The 17,100-nt window shown below is 64.7% G+C and carries 14 protein-coding genes; 7 read left to right on the top strand and 7 right to left on the bottom strand.

Annotated features, from left to right (window positions below):
* Positions 1 to 8: 8 nt before the first annotated feature.
* Complete coding sequence (locus AB7531_RS00160; RefSeq protein WP_063980120.1) at positions 9 to 1,703, bottom strand: AMP-binding protein; 1,695 nt, start codon at positions 1,701 to 1,703, stop codon at positions 9 to 11.
* A gap of 193 nt (positions 1,704 to 1,896) precedes the next feature.
* Positions 1,897 to 3,090: a serine hydrolase domain-containing protein gene (locus tag AB7531_RS00155; RefSeq protein ID WP_231143725.1), complete on the bottom strand. Its 1,194-nt coding sequence runs from the start codon at positions 3,088 to 3,090 to the stop codon at positions 1,897 to 1,899.
* A 347-nt stretch (positions 3,091 to 3,437) separates the two neighbouring features.
* Here AB7531_RS00155 and AB7531_RS00150 point away from each other — a divergent pair, with 347 nt between their 5' ends.
* Positions 3,438 to 3,758 (top strand): hypothetical protein, encoded by a 321-nt coding sequence (locus AB7531_RS00150; RefSeq protein WP_028150598.1) that lies wholly within the window; start codon positions 3,438 to 3,440, stop codon positions 3,756 to 3,758.
* Positions 3,759 to 3,870: 112 nt separating this feature from the next.
* Positions 3,871 to 5,364, top strand: a complete 1,494-nt coding sequence (locus AB7531_RS00145) for an NAD-dependent succinate-semialdehyde dehydrogenase (RefSeq protein WP_063980118.1) — start codon at positions 3,871 to 3,873, stop codon at positions 5,362 to 5,364.
* A gap of 12 nt (positions 5,365 to 5,376) precedes the next feature.
* On the opposite strand, the gene AB7531_RS00140 is transcribed toward AB7531_RS00145, so the two are convergent.
* Entirely contained in the window at positions 5,377 to 6,276 is a 900-nt protein-coding gene (locus AB7531_RS00140; protein ID WP_187387847.1) for a helix-turn-helix transcriptional regulator, read from the bottom strand.
* 30 nt (positions 6,277 to 6,306) lie between these two features.
* On the opposite strand from AB7531_RS00140, the gene AB7531_RS00135 reads away from it, so the two are divergent.
* Together AB7531_RS00135 and AB7531_RS00130 are read left to right on the top strand one after the other, a co-directional pair.
* Entirely contained in the window at positions 6,307 to 7,227 is a 921-nt protein-coding gene (locus AB7531_RS00135) for an NAD(P)H-binding protein (protein ID WP_063980116.1), read from the top strand.
* Positions 7,224 to 7,589: a nuclear transport factor 2 family protein gene (locus AB7531_RS00130; RefSeq protein ID WP_063980115.1), complete on the top strand. Its 366-nt coding sequence runs from the start codon at positions 7,224 to 7,226 to the stop codon at positions 7,587 to 7,589. The genes AB7531_RS00135 and AB7531_RS00130 overlap by 4 nt, the downstream gene beginning before the upstream one ends.
* A gap of 45 nt (positions 7,590 to 7,634) precedes the next feature.
* On the opposite strand, the gene AB7531_RS00125 is transcribed toward AB7531_RS00130, so the two are convergent.
* From AB7531_RS00125 to AB7531_RS00115, 3 genes are all read right to left on the bottom strand, one after another.
* Entirely contained in the window at positions 7,635 to 9,851 is a 2,217-nt protein-coding gene (locus AB7531_RS00125; RefSeq protein WP_063980114.1) for a SulP family inorganic anion transporter, read from the bottom strand.
* A 352-nt stretch (positions 9,852 to 10,203) separates the two neighbouring features.
* Positions 10,204 to 11,118: a phosphoribosylaminoimidazolesuccinocarboxamide synthase gene (locus AB7531_RS00120; RefSeq protein ID WP_063985957.1), complete on the bottom strand. Its 915-nt coding sequence runs from the start codon at positions 11,116 to 11,118 to the stop codon at positions 10,204 to 10,206.
* 78 nt (positions 11,119 to 11,196) lie between these two features.
* Positions 11,197 to 12,114 carry a pirin family protein gene (locus AB7531_RS00115; protein WP_063985956.1) on the bottom strand — a complete coding sequence of 306 codons (918 nt, stop codon included), beginning with the start codon at positions 12,112 to 12,114 and terminating at the stop codon, positions 11,197 to 11,199.
* Between the two features lie 64 nt (positions 12,115 to 12,178).
* Here AB7531_RS00115 and AB7531_RS00110 point away from each other — a divergent pair, with 64 nt between their 5' ends.
* The 3 genes from AB7531_RS00110 (at position 12,179) to AB7531_RS00100 (ending at position 15,448) form a co-directional block, all read left to right on the top strand.
* Positions 12,179 to 12,751 carry a GNAT family N-acetyltransferase gene (locus AB7531_RS00110; RefSeq protein ID WP_063980113.1) on the top strand — a complete coding sequence of 191 codons (573 nt, stop codon included), beginning with the start codon at positions 12,179 to 12,181 and terminating at the stop codon, positions 12,749 to 12,751.
* A 62-nt stretch (positions 12,752 to 12,813) separates the two neighbouring features.
* Entirely contained in the window at positions 12,814 to 13,878 is a 1,065-nt protein-coding gene (locus AB7531_RS00105; protein ID WP_063985955.1) for a helix-turn-helix domain-containing protein, read from the top strand.
* Positions 13,879 to 14,020: 142 nt separating this feature from the next.
* Positions 14,021 to 15,448, top strand: a complete 1,428-nt coding sequence (locus AB7531_RS00100) for a serine hydrolase domain-containing protein (RefSeq protein WP_063980112.1) — start codon at positions 14,021 to 14,023, stop codon at positions 15,446 to 15,448.
* A 193-nt stretch (positions 15,449 to 15,641) separates the two neighbouring features.
* Here AB7531_RS00100 and AB7531_RS00095 read toward each other — a convergent pair whose 3' ends face one another.
* Positions 15,642 to 17,009 (bottom strand): MmgE/PrpD family protein, encoded by a 1,368-nt coding sequence (locus tag AB7531_RS00095; protein ID WP_063980111.1) that lies wholly within the window; start codon positions 17,007 to 17,009, stop codon positions 15,642 to 15,644.
* Between the last annotated feature and the right edge of the window lie 91 nt (positions 17,010 to 17,100).

Raw genomic sequence — 17,100 nt, 5'->3', positions numbered from 1 at the left:
CTCGCGGCCTAAGCCGTCTTCGCCGCCTTCAATCCCAGCCGCTGCTCCACCGCATCGCGCATCACGAATTTCTGGATCTTGCCGGTCACGGTCATCGGAAACTCGTCGACGAACTCCACATAGCGCGGGATCTTGTTGTGCGCGATCTGGCCGTCGCAGAACGCGCGAACCTCTTCGGCCGTCAGCGTCTCGCCCGGCCTGACGCGGATCCAGGCGCAGAGCTCCTCGCCATAGCGGGTGTCGGCCACGCCAAAAATCTGCACGTCCTGAATCTTGGGGTGGCGATACAGGAATTCCTCGATCTCGCGCGGATAGAGGTTCTCGCCGCCGCGGATCACCAGATCCTTGATGCGGCCGACGATGTTGCAATAGCCCTCGTCGTCGATGGTGGCGAGATCGCCGGTGTGCATCCAGCCATTGGCATCAAGCACGTCCGCCGTCTTTTCCTTCTCCTCCCAATAGCCCAGCATGATGCTGTAGCCGCGGGTGCAGAGCTCGCCGCGTTCGCCGCGCTTGACGATCCTGCCCTCGAGATCGACGACCTTGACCTCGACATGCGGATGAATCCGCCCGACGGTAGAGACACGCCGTTCGAGCGGGTCGTCCGTCGCGCTCTGGAAGCTGACCGGACTGGTCTCGGTCATGCCGTAGGCGATGGTGACCTCGCGCATGTTCATCTCGGTGTTGACGCGCTTCATCACCTCGATCGGGCAGGGCGCGCCCGCCATGATGCCGGTGCGCAGCGATGTCAGGTCAAACTTTGGGAATTCGGGGTGATCGAGCTCCGCGATGAACATCGTCGGCACGCCGTACAGCGCCGTGCACTTTTCCTGCTCGACCGCGCGCAGCGTCGCGAGCGGATCGAAGCCCTCGCCGGGATATACCATCGTCGTGCCGAGCGTGACGGAGGCGAGGTTGCCCATCACCATGCCGAAGCAGTGATAGAGCGGCACCGGAATGCAGATGCGATCCTGCTCGGTCAGGTGCATCGCACGTCCCGTGAAATAGCCATTGTTGAGGATATTGTGGTGCGTCAGCGTCACGCCCTTGGGCGATCCCGTGGTGCCGCTGGTGAACTGGATGTTGACGGGATCGTCGAATTGCAAGGCAGCGCCGAGTGCAGTGAGCTGCTCGCGATGCTGCGCTCCGCCCATGCGCGCGACCTCTTCGAACGGGATCGTACCTGATGCCGCGGGGCCACCGATCTGGATCACCATCCGCAAGTCCGGCAGTCGCGCTGCGTTGAGTTGTCCGGGCTTGGCGCCGGCCAGTTCCGGCAGCAGCGTGTTGAGCATCTCAATGTAATGACTGGTCTTGAACACGGTCGCCGTGACGATCGCCTTGCAGCCGACCTTGCGCAGCGCGAACTCCAGCTCGCTCAAGCGGTAGGCGGGATTGATCGTCACCAGGATCAGGCCGGCCTTGGCGGCGGCGAACTGGGTCAGCGTCCATTCCGGCCGGTTCAGCGACCAGATGCCGATCCGCTGCCCTCGCTCGAGGCCGAGCGCGAGAAAGCCGGCGGCGAGCGCGTCGACCCGTTCGGCGAATTCGGTCCAGGTCCATCGCACGCCGTGGCTAGGCGAGACCAGCGCCTCGCGATGGCCCCAGCGCCGCACGGCGCGGTCAAGGCTGCGGCCGATGGTTTCGCCGAGCAGCGGCGTGTCCGAGATGCCGCAAACATAGCTGTCGGCTTTATCAGACAATTCGAAATCCTCTCGTCAAAGATAGTCAGTGCGATCTTTTTCGGTCGTCATGCCCGGGCTTGTCCCGCCTGCGCGGCCGAAGCCGCTTCGGCGCAGCGAAGGCCCGGGCATCCACGTTCTTCGTGCAGCAAGGTCAGGCGTGGATGGCCGGGACAAGCCCGGCCATGACGTGTGGGGAGAGCTCGGCTCTCCCTTAGGCCGCCTTCTTCCCGCTGCCCGCATCGAGCCCGGCATACACGCCACGCTCGAATCCCGTGAAGGCCTCGATGCACTTGGCGTCGACGAACGGCAACACCTGCATCAGGATCACGCCGGAAACATCGCGCGCCGGGTCGATCCAGAAATAGGTGTTGGCGAGACCGGCCCAGGCGAGGCTGCCGGCGCTGCGGCCCTCCGGCGTCTTGGCAGTATTGATCAGGAAGGACAGCCCCCACTTCTTCACGATGTCGGGGAAGAGATCGACATCGTTGGTGTACATGGGCGCAACCGTCGTCATCTTGCCAATGGTGAGATCGCCGATGTGGTTCTGGCCCATCAGCGCGACCGTCTCGGGCTTCAGCACCTGGTTGCCGTTGCCGCGGCCCTTGTTGAGGATCATCTGGGTGAACTTGATGTAGTCGCCGGCAGTGCCGTAAAGGCCGCCGCCGCCCATGCAAAATTCCGGATTCTGCTCGATCTCGAACGGGATCGGCGCCAGCGATCCATCCTCGCCGCGAGCATGGGTGGCGACCAGCCGCTGGCGCATGTTGTCGGTGATCTTGAAGCCGGTGTCGCTCATACCGAGCGGAGTGAAGAGATTGTCGCGCAGATAGGCATCGAGCCGCTTGCCGCTCACGGCTTCCACTGCCTTGCCGACGAAGTCGATGTTGATGCCGTATTCCCAGCGCGTACCGGGATCAGACATGATCGGCGTCTTCAGCGCGACGTCCTGGCAGGAGAAGATGTTCGGGGTTCCGGTCTTCTCCAGATAGACCGCGAGATCGCCGTTCCACACATTGTAAGCAAAACCAGCGGTGTGGGTCATGAGCTGGCGCAGCGTGATCGCGCCCTTCGCCGGCCGCAGTTTCGGTTCGCCCTTGGCATCAAAACCTTCGAGCACCTGCGGCTTGGCGAGGTCGGGCAGCACCGAACCGATCGGCGCATCCAGCGACAGCTTGCCCTGCTCGACCAGCTGCATCGCGCCTGCTGAAGTCACCGCCTTGGTCATCGAGGCGATCCAGAACACGCTGTCGTCAGTCATCGCATCGGGCTTGGACAGGTCGCGCTTGCCGAACGCGCTTTGATAGATCACGTCGTTGCCGCTGGCGGCGATCGCGACGACGCCGGGAATCTCCTTGGCGTCGCTCTTCTGGCGCAGGATCTCGTCGATCTGGGCTTTGCTTTGCATACGCGTTTCCTCCGGTTTGATTATTGTTGGAAGCGAATGATTGTCCTCCTGCACGGTCCGCGCGGCAAGCGCGTCCAGATGCCCGCGCCGGTCGCGATGTCGTGACTTGACGGTGCGTGGCGTGCGCAGGACGAGAGAGGGCTGAACTGCAACACTCCGTCACAATCTGCGGTGGATGGCCGCAACTCACCGTGACCGTGGATAGGCTCTGGCGATATGTTTCACGTGTTTGAAGCACTTGAAACATTTTGTGCGTTGCGGCGTTTCCGCACGCGGCCAATCGACGGCCAACGTTAAGACTTGATGCAAATATTGGCGGTCGTTCATGACCGCGAGGGGGACCTCAGATGATTTCGACTTGGAGCGAATGGAAGCGCTATCCCCGTCCCGGACGGGGCGACAATCTCGAGGCGCCGATTTCGCCCGGCATTTACGAGGTCCGGATCGCCGGCACCGGCGCGCTCTATTCGTTCGGCGCTGTCGATAATCTGGCGCAGGCGCTGGCGCTGCTGCCGGTGGGCTCGAAATCCTGGTTCGGGCGCCGTGACACCTCGGACGTTCCCGATCTCGAATACCGTACGTGCGCGACGTCCTCGAAGGCCGACGCCAAGGCGGCCGCCGAGCGCATGATCGGTCGGCGCGAGACGTATATGAGTGGCGCGGCATAACCGCGCCGTTGCCACTTTAACTCCCAGCAGATGTGCGTTGCGGGACGGTGCATTGCGCGCCGTCTGTCCCTATATTCGGGGCCGATCCGATCGCGCCCCGAGGAACAATGCCATGACCCCGACTGCCGCCGCACGCGCCCCGCAAGCCACGTCCAATCTGCGCGACCGGTTGAAGGATCCGTCGTTGCTGAAGGAGGCCTGCTACATCGACGGCGCCTGGGTCGGCTCGCCGGTCTTCGCGGTGAACAATCCTGCGACCGGCATCGAGCTCGCGAAGGTTCCGCAGCTTGGTGCGGACGATACGACCAAGGCGGTCGAAGCCGCCGAGCGCGCCTTTCCGGCCTGGGCCAAGCACACCGCCAAGCAGCGCTCCAACATCCTGCGTAAATGGTTCGAGCTGATCATCGCCAACCGCGAGGATCTCGCGCTGATCCTCACCTCCGAGCAGGGCAAGCCGCTCTCCGAGGCGCTCGGCGAGGTCGATATCGGTGCCGCCTATATCGAATTCTTCGCCGAGGAAGCCCGTCGCGTCTATGGCGAGACCATCCCGACGCAGCGGCCCGATGCGCGCCTGCTCGCGATCAAGCAGCCGATCGGCGTCTGCGGCGCGATCACGCCGTGGAATTTCCCGAACTCGATGATTACCCGCAAGGTTTCGCCGGCGCTGGCGGCCGGCTGCACCGTGGTGCTGAAGCCCGCCAACGAGACGCCGCTCTCGGCGCTGGCGCTGGCCGTGCTCGCCGAGAAGGCCGGCGTGCCCAAGGGCGTGCTCAACATCATCACCGGTGACGCGCCGCCGATCGGCAAGGTGCTGTGCGAGCACCCGGCGGTGCGCTTCGTCGGCTTCACCGGCTCGACCGCGGTCGGCAAGATCCTCTACCAGCAGGCCGCCGTCGGCGTGAAGCGGCTCGGCCTCGAGCTCGGCGGCAATGCGCCGTTCGTGGTGTTCGACGATGCCGATATCGATGCCGCGGTCGAAGGCGCGATCGTCTCGAAATACCGCAATATGGGTCAGACCTGCGTCTGCGCCAACCGCATCTACGCCCAGGACAAGATCTACGACGAGTTCGTGCAGAAGCTCTCGAAGAAGGTCGCGGCGATGAAGATCGGCGATGGCACCGAGAGCGGCGTCACGCAGGGCCCGCTGATCAATTTGAAAGCGGTCGACAAGGTCGAGCGCCACATCGCGGACGCCGTCAAGCGCGGCGCCAAGGTCGTCACCGGCGGCAAGCGCAGCGAGCTCGGCCGCTCCTTCTTCGAGCCGACGGTGCTTGCCGACGTCAAGTCGGACTCGCTGGTGGCGCAGGAAGAAACGTTTGGCCCGCTCGCGCCGGTGATCCGCTTCAAGGACGAAGCCGATGTGATCGCGATGTGCAACGCCTCGCCGTTTGGCTTGGCTTCGTACTTCTACTCCCGCGATCTCGGCCGCGTCTGGCGCGTCGCCGAAGCGCTGGAATCCGGCATGGTCGGCGTCAACACCGGCCTGATCACGACCGAAGTCGCGCCCTTCGGCGGCGTCAAGGAAAGCGGCCTGGGCCGCGAAGGCTCGCGTCACGGCATGGAAGAATATGTCGAGATCAAATACGTGATGATGGCGGGGGTTTAAGACCGTCGCCGATCAGTCCTTGCTTCGACGCAGTTCGCTCGGACTGCGTCCGAGCTCGCGTCGCATCCATTTGGCCAGATGAGACTGATGGGCAAAGCCCGCTTCGAGGGCAACATCGCTTAGCTTGCGATCGCCTTGAAGGAGGAGCTGGCGCGCGTGCTCCACTCTCCTTCTCAGGATGTAGCGATGAATCGTGACATCCATGGCCGCCTTGAACCATGTACGCAGATGTGAGCTGCTGACGCCGGCCTCGCGGCTGAGAATGTCGATTGTGAGCGGCTGGTCGAGATTTGCATCGATATAGGCGAGGACTCTCTGGAGCTGCGCGTTCGAGAGGCGGATGGCCTCTCCCGGCGGATCATTCGCCAGGTTGATCAATTCGACCGCCAGGGCCATTCCCACGTTTTCGGCAAACAACGGGCCGCTCGGCGAGCCCGCTTTCACGTCGCTTTCGAGAGCCTGTCCAAGCAGAACGATGCGGTCATTCCGCAGCATATGATGATGCGTGAGCCGGGCGGCTGCCAATTGTCGACTCCTTGATGCTGCATGGTCCAGCATGCCTGGTGCGAGCCGGATCTGAAGCGACTGGTAGGGCGTCTCAGCCACGAAGCCGCCGATGGCGCCGGACGGAACCACATCGATATCGCCGGCCTGACGTAGAAACTGCTCCCCGGTCTCGAGACAGAATGAGCGCGTCGCCCGGCTGAGGTGGATGATGATGCGGTGATCGCCGATCGGCTCCAGCGCAACGGCGTCAGGCTCGGTTCGCCTGGCCGCAGCGGTGGCGCCGGCCGATGTTGACGCCGAACTCGGTCTCGCACGCATGGGCCAGGCTCCAGATCTTGGCGGAACGTGTTCGATATTTGGCGGATCGTGCGCGATTTTCAACGGCGCGGGCGTCAAAGAACTCATCTGTCGTTTCCCGACAAATGAGGATGCCAAGTGAGTCACTACGTGATTGTGGGAGCCGGCCCGGTCGGGCGCGAAACCGCGCGCCTTCTGGCGGAAGAAGGACACAGTGTCATCCTGACCAGCAGGAATGCCGGATCGCTCAATGCCGGCGATGTGCGTACGGTTTCGTCAGATGCCACCGATGCCGCACAGCTGGCGGTACTCAGCAAGGGCGCGGATGCGATCTTCATGTGCGCGATGGCGGCCTATCATCGTTGGCCGACCGACTTCTTTCCGATCATGGACGGAACGGTCAAGGCGGCCGAGCAGGTTGGTGCCAGGCTGCTCGTGGTCGGGAATGTCTATGGCTATGGCGCGGGATCTGCGAGCCCTCTCACGCCGGACCTGGAGCCGGACCCGACCACCCGAAAGGGCACGACCCGGCACATCATGTGGCAGCGTGCGTTGCGATCGAGCGTTCCCGCCCTTGAAGTGCGGGCGAGCGATTATCTCGGCGAGGGCGCAGTCGCCTATTTTTCCCTGCTGGCGTTGCCGTCGCTGCTTAGGAACGAGCCGGTTGCCTTCCTCGGCGATCCGGATGCCGCGCATGCCTGGTCTTTCACCAAGGACACGGCGACGACGCTGGTTGCAGCGTCGCGCTTCACTGGAGAATGGGGCCGCGCCTTTCACGTGCCGTCGCAGTCGGCGTCGGTGCGCGAACTGGTACGGAGATTCGCAGCCGCGCTGAAGATCGACGCTCCTGGCCTGTCGCGACTCGCCCCGGCTGAGCTGGAAGGCATCGGCTTCAGCGAAGGGATCGAGATGGCCTATTTGTTCGAAAAGCCGCTTTTGCTCGATGCCGGCGATACAGAGAAACTGCTGGGCGTCACCGCGAGCAGTCTGGACACCATGGTTCGCGACACACTTTCGCAAGTAGCAGACATGGTTGCGACAGGGAAGGAAGCAAAATGAGTGAACAGGTGACCAATCTCGTCCAGAACTACATCGCGGTCTGGAACGAGAGAGATGCCGGGAAGCGCCGGTTGCTGATCGACAGAGTCTTCAGCGACGCGTGCGTCTATATCGATCCGAATGACTCGGTGGCTGGAAAGGATGCGATCGAGCGCCTGGTGCAAGCCTTGCAGGCGAGACTTCCGGATCTCCGCTTCACGCTCGCCGGTCACGTGAATGCGCATCACGATCAGATCCTGTTCGGCTGGACGCTGGCTGCGCCCGGAGCCGCAACACCTGCCGCCACAGGCGTCGACATGGCGGTGTTGGACGGTGACCGCATTCGGCAGCTTCATGGATTTGTAAATCCGCGGGACCAATAGCGTGTAGCCCGGATTGCGCTCCGCTCGATCCGGGCTACAGGTCCGTCACCGCCGCAACACCGCAATCGTCCGGTTCGCGAACGTCAGCCGCTCGGCCATGACCGACACGAAATAGGTCAGCAGCTTGTGGCTGAGCGTGGGGTCCTCGTCCCTGATCGCGTCGAACTGGAGCGTGTTGAGCACGTAGAGCACGCTGGCGACCTCGGCCTGGATCGTCGCGCTGCGCGGCGTGTTCGACACCAGTCCCATCTCGCCGATCGTGGTGTAGCGCCCCAGGCTGCGCACGCGCGTGGTGCGGTCGTCGTCGGCGGGGACCATGATGCCGACGCGGCCGTCGAGGATGAAATGCATGGAATCGGCGGGGTCGCCGGCCTGCACGATGATGTCGCCGGCCTCGACCTCGAGGCGCTGGCAGCGGTGGATCAGCGCGTCGGCGTCGGCCTCGCTGTCGAGTATCCCCGTGAACCAGTCGCGCAGGCTGGCTTCTTCCTGCTCCCGCCCCTGATGCTGCGAGATGATCTCGTTCTCGCACCATTCCAGCGCATGATCGAGCTCGCCGATGATGGTGACGCCCTCACCGACGAAGTCGCTGGAGCGCAGCACCTTCTCGGCCGCCGCCGACAGATGCACCAGGATCAGCTCGACGCCGAGGTCATGCGCGCTGCGCTTGATCTGGGCGAAGCTGTAGGCGGCCGAGGAGTCGACGCCGGTGACGAGCTTGAAGTCGAACAGCAGATAACGGCACTCCGGGCGCTCCTGGAGCAGCTGTTTGACGTGCTGGTAGAGCCGGTTGGCGGAGCCGAAGAACAGATAGCTCTGCAGGTTGAGGCCCTGGATGTTGCCGCCATGGGCCAGCAGCACGTCCTGGTCGTCGCGCGAGCGGTCGAGCGAGGAACGATATTCCGAGCCGTCGAAACTGTACTTGATCGACTCCACCCGTGCGGCGCTGAACGCAAACGTCGCGCAGCCGATGATCACGCCGATCAGGATGCCCGGCACGAAGCCCCAGGCGACGATGATCGCGATGATGGCGATCAGCGAGAGATATTCGAGCTTCGAGAGCCGCTTGCGCGACTCGATGATCCATTTGTGGAGCTGGTCGGCGCCGAGATAGAGCAGAAGGCCACCGATGACGAATTTCGGGATGAAGCCGAGCAGATCGGGCGCGACGGCAAGCATCAAAAGGGACAACGCCGCGACCGTAAGGCCGGACAAGCGTCCGCGGCCGCCGCTGGAGAAATTGAGGATCGTGCGGCTGATCGAGCTGCAGCCGGCATAGCCACCCAGCATGCCGGTCAGGATATTGGCGGCGCCGGTGACGTTCAGCTCGCGCTCCAGATTGGCCTCGCGATGCACGGCAACCTCGATGCCGGTGGTGTTGAACAGCGTGCTGGAGGCCGTGACGAAGATGACGGCAACCACGTTGCCGAGCAGGTCCGGCACGGCAAACCAGGGATAGCGGGCGAGATCGTCGGTGTGCCAGGGCAGCATGAAGACCGCCTGCGGCGGCGGCTGAAACGTCCAGCCCAGGGCGCGAGCGTGATCGAATGAAACGCCGGTGATCCAGAACGCCAGATGCGCCGTGAGCACGCCACCGACCAGGATGATCGGCAGTCCGAACGGGCTGCGCGAGCGATGCCAGGTCAGGTACAGCACCAGCGCCATCGCGCAGGCGGCGCCCAGCTCCAGCAATGTGGTGCCGTTGGCGAAGTGCGTCAGCGTCGTGAACTGGAGCGGGTGGTTGGTGATCACCCGCACCGCGCCCAGGGCGATGAGAAGCCCGGTGGCGCCGAGGAAGCCGCCGACGACGGGATAGGGCACGTAGCGGATGGCGCGGCCAAGCCGCGTCAGGCCCAATCCGCACAGCACCAATCCCGTCAGCACCGTCGACAGGCCGAGCGTGATCAGAACCGGCGAGAGCAGCGGCGTCGACAGGTTCGCCGTCTCGAGGCGTTCGACCACCGAGGCCGCCAGAATTCCTGTCACCGCCGCGGTCGAGCTGTCGGGGGCACCAATTGCGAAGGGCAGGGAGCTGCCGAGCCCGATGACGACCGCAAGCACCGCGGAACTGACGAACGTCGCCGTGATTCCGTAGGACAGGTAAGGCGAGAGCGGCCCGGCGAAGATCAGCAGCGAATAGGACAGCCCGAAGGTGACGGTCAGGACGCTGGCCGCCGTTCCGCCCAATATATCATTCAACGCACGCTTGAGGGCCGGATTGAATCGCGAAGCCGGGCTGAAAATAATTGCTGGATCGGTCACGCCGTTGCGCTCGCCCCTGAAAAGTCCCGTCCCGAGACGTAGACGAGTACGGGCTTAGCGCAACTGGATTCTTGTAACTGTGAAACATCCGACAGTTTTGCGGCGGTTTGGCGTGTGAACGGCCAATCACACGCGGCGGGCCATCCACGTCATTGCGAGCGCAGCGAAGCAATCCAGTCTGTGTGTTCCTCATCCTGAGGAGCGCGGAACGCGCGTCTCGAAGGATGAAGGCCCCGCTGGTGGCCTCGCCCTTCGAGACGCGCGCAAAGGGCGCGCTCCTCAGGGTGAGGAGCAGCAGCTCTGGATTGCTTCGCTTCGCTCGCAATGACGGAGCGAGACGAAACAGCCGGGCTTAGATCTTCAGCTCTTTCCCCGTCACGCGCCTGTAAGCTTCGAGATAGCGCTTGCTGGTTGCATCCACGACGCTGGCGGGCAGCGGGGGCGGCGGCGCGTCGCCGTTCCAACGGCCGGCGTGGCGCTCGACGTCGAGATAGTCGCGCAAAGGCTGCTTGTCGAAGCTCGCCTGCGGCTGGCCGGGCTTGTAGGCATCGACCGCCCAGAAGCGTGAGCTGTCTGGCGTCATGACTTCGTCGATCAGGATGATGCGGCCGTCCTTGTCGCGGCCGAACTCGAACTTGGTGTCGGCGATGATGATGCCCTGCTCGCGGGCGAGCTCCTCGCCGAGCGTATACACCGCGCGCGTCATGCTCTCGAGCGTGTAGGCGACCTCGTCGCCGACGACTTCTCGCATCTTGGCGATGGTGATGTTCTCGTCATGGCCAGTCTCGGCCTTGGTCGCCGGGCTGAAGATCGAAGGCTCCAGCTTCTCGCTCTCGACGAGGCCCTCCTTCAGCTTCTCGCCGGCCAGCGTGCCGCTGGCGGCATATTCCTTCCAGGCCGATCCCGAGAGATAGCCGCGGATCACGCATTCGATCGGGAAGACGGTGGTGCGGCGCGACAGCATGGCGCGGCCGAGGATCTCGGCGCGATGCGGCTTCAAGGCCGGCACGGCGGCAATGATCTCGTCGGCGTCGGCGCTGATCATGTGATGCGGCACCACGCCTTCGAGCTCGTTGAACCAGAATGCGCTGATCTGGGTCAGCACCGCGCCCTTCATCGGGATGGTCTCGCCCATCACGACGTCGAAGGCGCTGATGCGGTCGGTGGTGACGAGCAGCAGGCGGTCGTCGTCGACGGCGTAGATATCGCGCACCTTGCCGCGTCCGATCTTGGGTAGGGGCAGGTCACTGGAGAGCATGGCGGTCATCGGCAGGGCCTTCGCAGACAAGTCCTTCGGACAGGGGATTCAGGCCGCACTGGATGGTACGGCCTAAATCGGGATAGCCTATTCCGGCAGCGGAATGAACTCATGTTCCTGCGGAACCCCGGCGAAGCGGCCGGTTTTCCAGTCCTCCTTGGCCTGCTCGATCCGCTCCTTGCTGGAGGAGACGAAATTCCACCAGATGTGGCGCGGGCCTTCCAATGCATCGCCACCGAGAAACATCATGCGCGTTGCCTTCAGCGCCTTCACGGTGATGCGGTCGCCGGGCCGGAAGATCAGGAGCCGCGGCCCCTCGTACCGCTCGTTCGCGATCTCGACCTCGCCGTCGACGACGTAGATGGCGCGCTCCTCGTGGTCGGGGTCGAGCGGCACGCTGGCGCCCGCGACCGCCGTGACCTCGGTGTAGAACCAGGGCGACACCATCGTAACCGGCGAGGTGATGCCGAACGCGGAGCCCGCGATCACCCGCGCGGTGAAATCGCGCTCGGAAATCATCGGCAGATCGCCCGCGCCGTAATGCTGGAACGACGGCGCGATCTCTTCGGATCCGGCCGGTAGCGCGATCCAGCTTTGCAGGCCCAGCATCTGCTGCCCCGAGGCGCGCTGTGCGTCCGGGGTGCGCTCGGAATGGGCGATGCCGCGGCCGGCGGTCATCAGATTCATTGCGCCGGGCGCGATCTCCTGGACGTTGCCCTCGCTGTCGCGATGCATGATCGAGCCGTCGAACAGATAGGTGACGGTGGCAAGCCCGATATGCGGATGCGGCCGCACGTCCATGCCCTTGCCGGAGACGAACTGCACCGGGCCGAAATGATCGAAGAAGATGAACGGCCCGACCATCTGCCGCTTGCCATGCGGCAGCGCGCGCCGCACCACGAATCCGTCGCCGAGGTCGCGGGTGCGTGGCACGATGACGAGATCGAGTGCGTCGCAGGACATGGGATCGCCGAGCACGGGATCGTTCGAGGGTTGCCAGCTCATGGTGGTCTCCTGTTTCTTGCTGGTATGATCGTAACAGAACAATGTCGGGAACGGGAGAAGACCGATGATCCCACCGCTCAAGCCAGGCGCCAGGCTGCTCGAGGTCACAGGCCCCCGAATCGAGACGGAACATTTGATCCTGCGGCCATGGCGCGCCAGCGACATTGCGCCGAATGCCGCGATGTTGTCCGACCCCGGCACCGCCCGCTTCATCGCCGCCGACGGCAAGCCGGTCACGACCGAGATTGCCGGCTGGCGTAACGCGGCCGTGATCTCCGGACACTGGGCGCTCCACGGCTTCGGCATGTTTGCGGTCGAGGAGAAATCGAGCGGCAGCTACATCGGGCGGGTTGGTCCGTGGTGCCCGCCGGGCTGGCCCGGCTTCGAGGTCGGTTGGGGCATCGCCAGGGATTTCCGCGGCAAAGGTTATGCGGTGGAAGCGGCCAGCGCATCGATCGACTGGGTGTTTGACAGCTTTGAGATCGACGAGATCATGCACTGTATCGAGAGCACGAATACGCCGTCGCAGGGCGTGGCGCGCAGCCTGGGCGCCCGGAAGGAGCGCGAAATCGATCTGTTCGGCAAGCCGGCCGACGCCTGGATCACGTCGCGCGCCGCGTGGACCCGGCGAAATTGAATCGGTCTTTGATTTGAACTAGGTTCGCGTCACGCGCGTGCGTGCGCGATCGGGTCGACCGGATGCTGCTTGCCAATCTCGAACTTGCCTTTCGCGCCGGCGCCGTGGCGCTGCTGTTGGTGTTGGCGGCATCGTTGTTCTCGGACTTCCGCAACGTGCTGGCGGCTCGCCTCGGCGCCGCCTTCGCGCTCGGCTCGGCCGCGCACGCGGTGAGCTATTCGGTCGGCGTGACGTCGCTAGTGCCGGCCTGGCATGCGCCGCTGATCGCACTGTCGACCGGCAATATCGTGGTGTTCTGGCTGTTCACGCGCGCGCTGTTCGACGACGATTTTCGCCTGCGCTGGTGGCATGGGCTGGTCTGGGGACTGGTGACGGCCTTCAGCTTCGCCGGGTGCGTCTGGATCGCGCCGGGCGGCCATGTGCGGTTCTCCGTCACCGTGGTGAACCTGATCGTGCTCGGCTTCATCGCGCTCGCGGTAGGGCAGACGATCGCGTCGTGGCCGGCGGATCTGGTCGAGCGCCGGCGGCGTGCCCGCGTCTTCATCGTCTGCGCCGCCGCGCTCTATGGCGGACTGAACGCGCTGCTCCAGATTGCCGTTGCCGGCAGTGACGTCGGCGATGTCGCCAACACCATCAATGCCGGCGTGCTGGCCTGCGTCGTTGCGGCCATCGCCTACGCGATGATGCGCGTCGATGGTGCGGACCTGTTTCCGGCGAACGCGGGCGTCACGCCAGCGGTCATTCTGAGCCATCCCACAGCCACCGATGAAGCCGCCGACCAGAAGCTGATCGACGCCCTGATGCGCCTGATGGCGGATGAGCGGGTCTATCGCCAGGAGAACATCACCATCGGCGTGCTGGCGGGCCGGCTGAAAATTCCCGAATACAGGCTGCGCCGGCTGATCAACCAGCGGCTCGGCTACCGCAATTTCAATGTGTTCCTGAACAACCACCGGATCGAGGAAGCCAAGGCGGCGCTCGCCGATCCCGCCCAGGCCGAGGTCCCCGTCATCACCATCGCGATGGACGCCGGCTTCCAATCGCTCGGTCCCTTCAACCGCGCCTTCAAGGCGGTGACGGGCGTGACGCCGACGGAATACCGGCGGCTCAAGGTGAGTGCGGCGTAAGTTCTAACCCTTTCCAATCACGCCGAAATTCCAGAATCGACCAGCCCGGTTCAGTTTCAGCCAGTCTATTTTCCAAATCCGGCGAGCACTCCTCCGCCCACTCCGGCTTCCTCCCGGCACACGCCCCAGCCGGAGAAAGCCCGTGACCCGCCGCCGCAAGATCATCCTCCTGACCACCGCCGTCGCCTGTATTGGCCTCGCATTCGGCGCCGCTCGCGCGCGCAACGCGCCGCAGGTCGCCACCGGCTTCCTCGCCGACATCCTCTGCGCCGAGACATTTATCTCCGGCCTCGATCCGCAGCGCACCTTCACCGAGACCACCGACGCGATGCCGGGCTCGGGCCTGATCACCTGGGCGATGGACTACCGGATCGACCGGGTGCGCAAGGACGTCACCGTGACGCTGTTCGGCCTCGGCCGTAGCCATGCCGTCTATCGCGAGGGGCTGGGCTGTACGCTCGAGCACGGCGCTGATATCGCCGACGTCGCGCCGCCGGCCGACGACAAGCAGCCCGCATTGCTCCCCGAGATCGCGGGACCCTCGATCGTGCCGCCACAAAGCCCGGAGCTGTCGGCCGCACTCGATCGCGCCTTCACCGAACCCGCGCAACCGCCCGCCCGCCGCACCCGCGCCATCGTCGTCATGAAGTCAGGCCGCGTCATCGCCGAGCGTTATGCGGATGGTGTCGGGCCCGAGACGCCGCTGCTCGGCTTCTCCATGACGAAGTCGGTGATCTCGGCGCTAACAGGCATTCTCGTGCGCCAGGGCAAGCTGAAGCTCGACGGGCCCGCGCCGGTCGCGGCGTGGACAAATCCGGATGATCCGCGCCACGCCATCACCGTCGACCAGCTGCTGCGGCACACCGCGGGCCTCGCGCTCGGCAGCTCGCTGCAGGCTTCGCTCGGCTCCGCCTTCGAGCCGGTCAATCGCATGAAATTCATCGAGGACGACATGGCCGCCTATGCCGCGAGCATGCCGCTTGCCACCGCGCCGGGCGCGGTGTGGAATTATCACGACGGCAACACCATCATGCTCGCGCATCTGATCCGCAATGCTTCCGGCGGCAGCCCCGCGGACGCGCTGCGCTTCGCGCGCCGTGAATTGTTCGCGCCGCTCGGCATGCGCCACGTCACGCTCCAGCTCGACGGCGCCGGCACGATCGAGGGATCGAGCGAGATGCTGGCCTCCGCGCGCGACTGGGCGCGCTTCGGTCAGCTCTATCTCAATGACGGCGTCGCCGGCGGCAAGCGTATCCTCCCCGAGGGCTGGGTGAATTACGCGGCGTCAGCCACGCCGAATGCCTTGGTCGGCATCGGCGCCGGCTTCTGGACCAACCGGGGCGACAGCTTTGGCGCGAATTTCCGCGTGGAGCACGGCTGGCCGCGCGATGCGTTTTTCGCCAAGGGCACGATCGGGCAGTACACGATCATCATTCCCTCGGAGCGTCTGGTGATCGTGCGGCTGGGCCGCTCGTCCAACTGGCCGCCGGAAGCGGATGGCGTGTTCGATCTGGTGCGGGATGTGGTGGCGGTGACGCGCGAGAAGGGGAAAATGGCGGGGGTGGATTGATGACAGCAGCAGAGCGCTGTCTCTTACCCTCCCCTGGAGGGGGAGGGTCGATCGCGCGCAGCGCGAGCGGGGTGGGGTGAACCCTCCGCACGGGCACTGTTGAATGCGGAGGGACCGTCACCCCACCCCGTCTCATATTTCGCTGCGCTCTATATGAGCCGACCCTCCCCCTCCAGGGGAGGGTAAGCAGCTCCTACCTCCCCAGCTCCGTGGCTTTCGCCACGCGGTCGAACCGCTCCAGTGTCATGATCGCGTCCGCAAACTTCTCCGCGCGCGCGTTCAGCACCGGGCGCGCCAGCGTCAGAAACTTCTGCTGCATCGCCTGCGCGTCGGGGAACGAATTCGGCTCGCCCGAGGGATCGGCATAGAGCCGCTCATGCACGCCATCGTCTGTCGTGATGCTGACGCGCGCGCCGAACGGGTGGGTGCGGCCGACCTCGAGCCGATCGTCCTGCACCACGTCGAACTTGTCGGCGAGCGCGTCGATGGCGGCGTCACCAAGGCGGTTGTAATCGTCCCAGCCGAACGAGCCCTGGTCGAGCGCGAGCGCACCGGTGAAGAACATCGAGAACTGGCCGCCGACGATCGAGGTGGGATGCCGCTTGGTCGCGACATCGCCGGTCAAGGTGATGCCGTTCCGATGCAGGCCGATCTCGACGCGCTTGACCTGGTCGGGCGTCAGATTGTGCTCGCGCCGCATCGCGATCAGCGCGTCGATCGCCGCATGGGTGTAGCGGCAGCTCGGATACGGCTTCACGCCGATCTTCATCGTCTCATAGGTCTTGCCGAGCCCGGCGACCGCCTTGTCCGGATGCGCGTTGTCGGTGTAGCCGGCGAGCAGGCCGTGCTTGCCCTCGACCGATTCGCTCGCGCCGACGAAATCGTTGCGCGCCAGCGTCGCGGCGATCACGCCATTCATCGCGGCGGCGCCGACCTGGTAGCGCTTGTTCCAGGCGCCGTTGACCAGGAATTGCAGCGAGCCCGCGGCCTGGCTGCCGGAGACGCCGAAGGCGGCGATGATCTGTTGCTCGGACAGGCCGAACAGTTTGCCCGCGGCGGCCGCCGCGCCATAGGTGCCGGCGGTCGCGGTCGGGTGGAAGCCGCGCGCGTAATGCGAGGTCGGGTCGAGCGCGTTGCCGAGCCGGCAGCAGACCTCATAGCCCGCGACGATCGCGGTCAGCACGTCGCGGCCCGACGCGCCGACCATCTCGCCGACGGCGAAGGCGGCCGGAACCACCGGCGCGCTCGGATGCAGCGAGGAATCCGCGTGCGTATCGTCGAAATCGAGGGAATGGCCGAGCGCGCCGTTGAGCAGTGCCGCGACCGCCGGCGTCCAGGTCTTGCTGTCGCCGAACACGGTGGACTCGCCCTTGGTGTCGAGCGCGAGCGCTTCCAGCATCTTCAGGATCGAGGGGGTGGATTCCGCCTCGCTGCGGGCCCGGATGGCGCTGCCGAGGAAGTCCAGCGTCAGCACCTTGGCGCGATTCAGCACTTCCGCCGGAATATCCTGGTATTTCAGATTGACGACATAAGCGGCGAGCGTTGCGGTTTCGTGAGCCATCGTGTTTCCTCGTTTTGGCGCGCAAGTTAGGCGGGCTGATTTGGCCTTTCAAGCGGCCTTGGGGCCGCGGGCATCAGCCATGCTTTTGGCA

The organism is Bradyrhizobium sp. 63_E2_N1_3 (assembly GCF_052076005.1).
GTDB lineage: Bacteria > Pseudomonadota > Alphaproteobacteria > Rhizobiales > Xanthobacteraceae > Bradyrhizobium > Bradyrhizobium barranii.
Note: the sequence above shows the minus strand (reverse complement) of the source record. Positions and strands in the feature narration are given on the sequence as shown.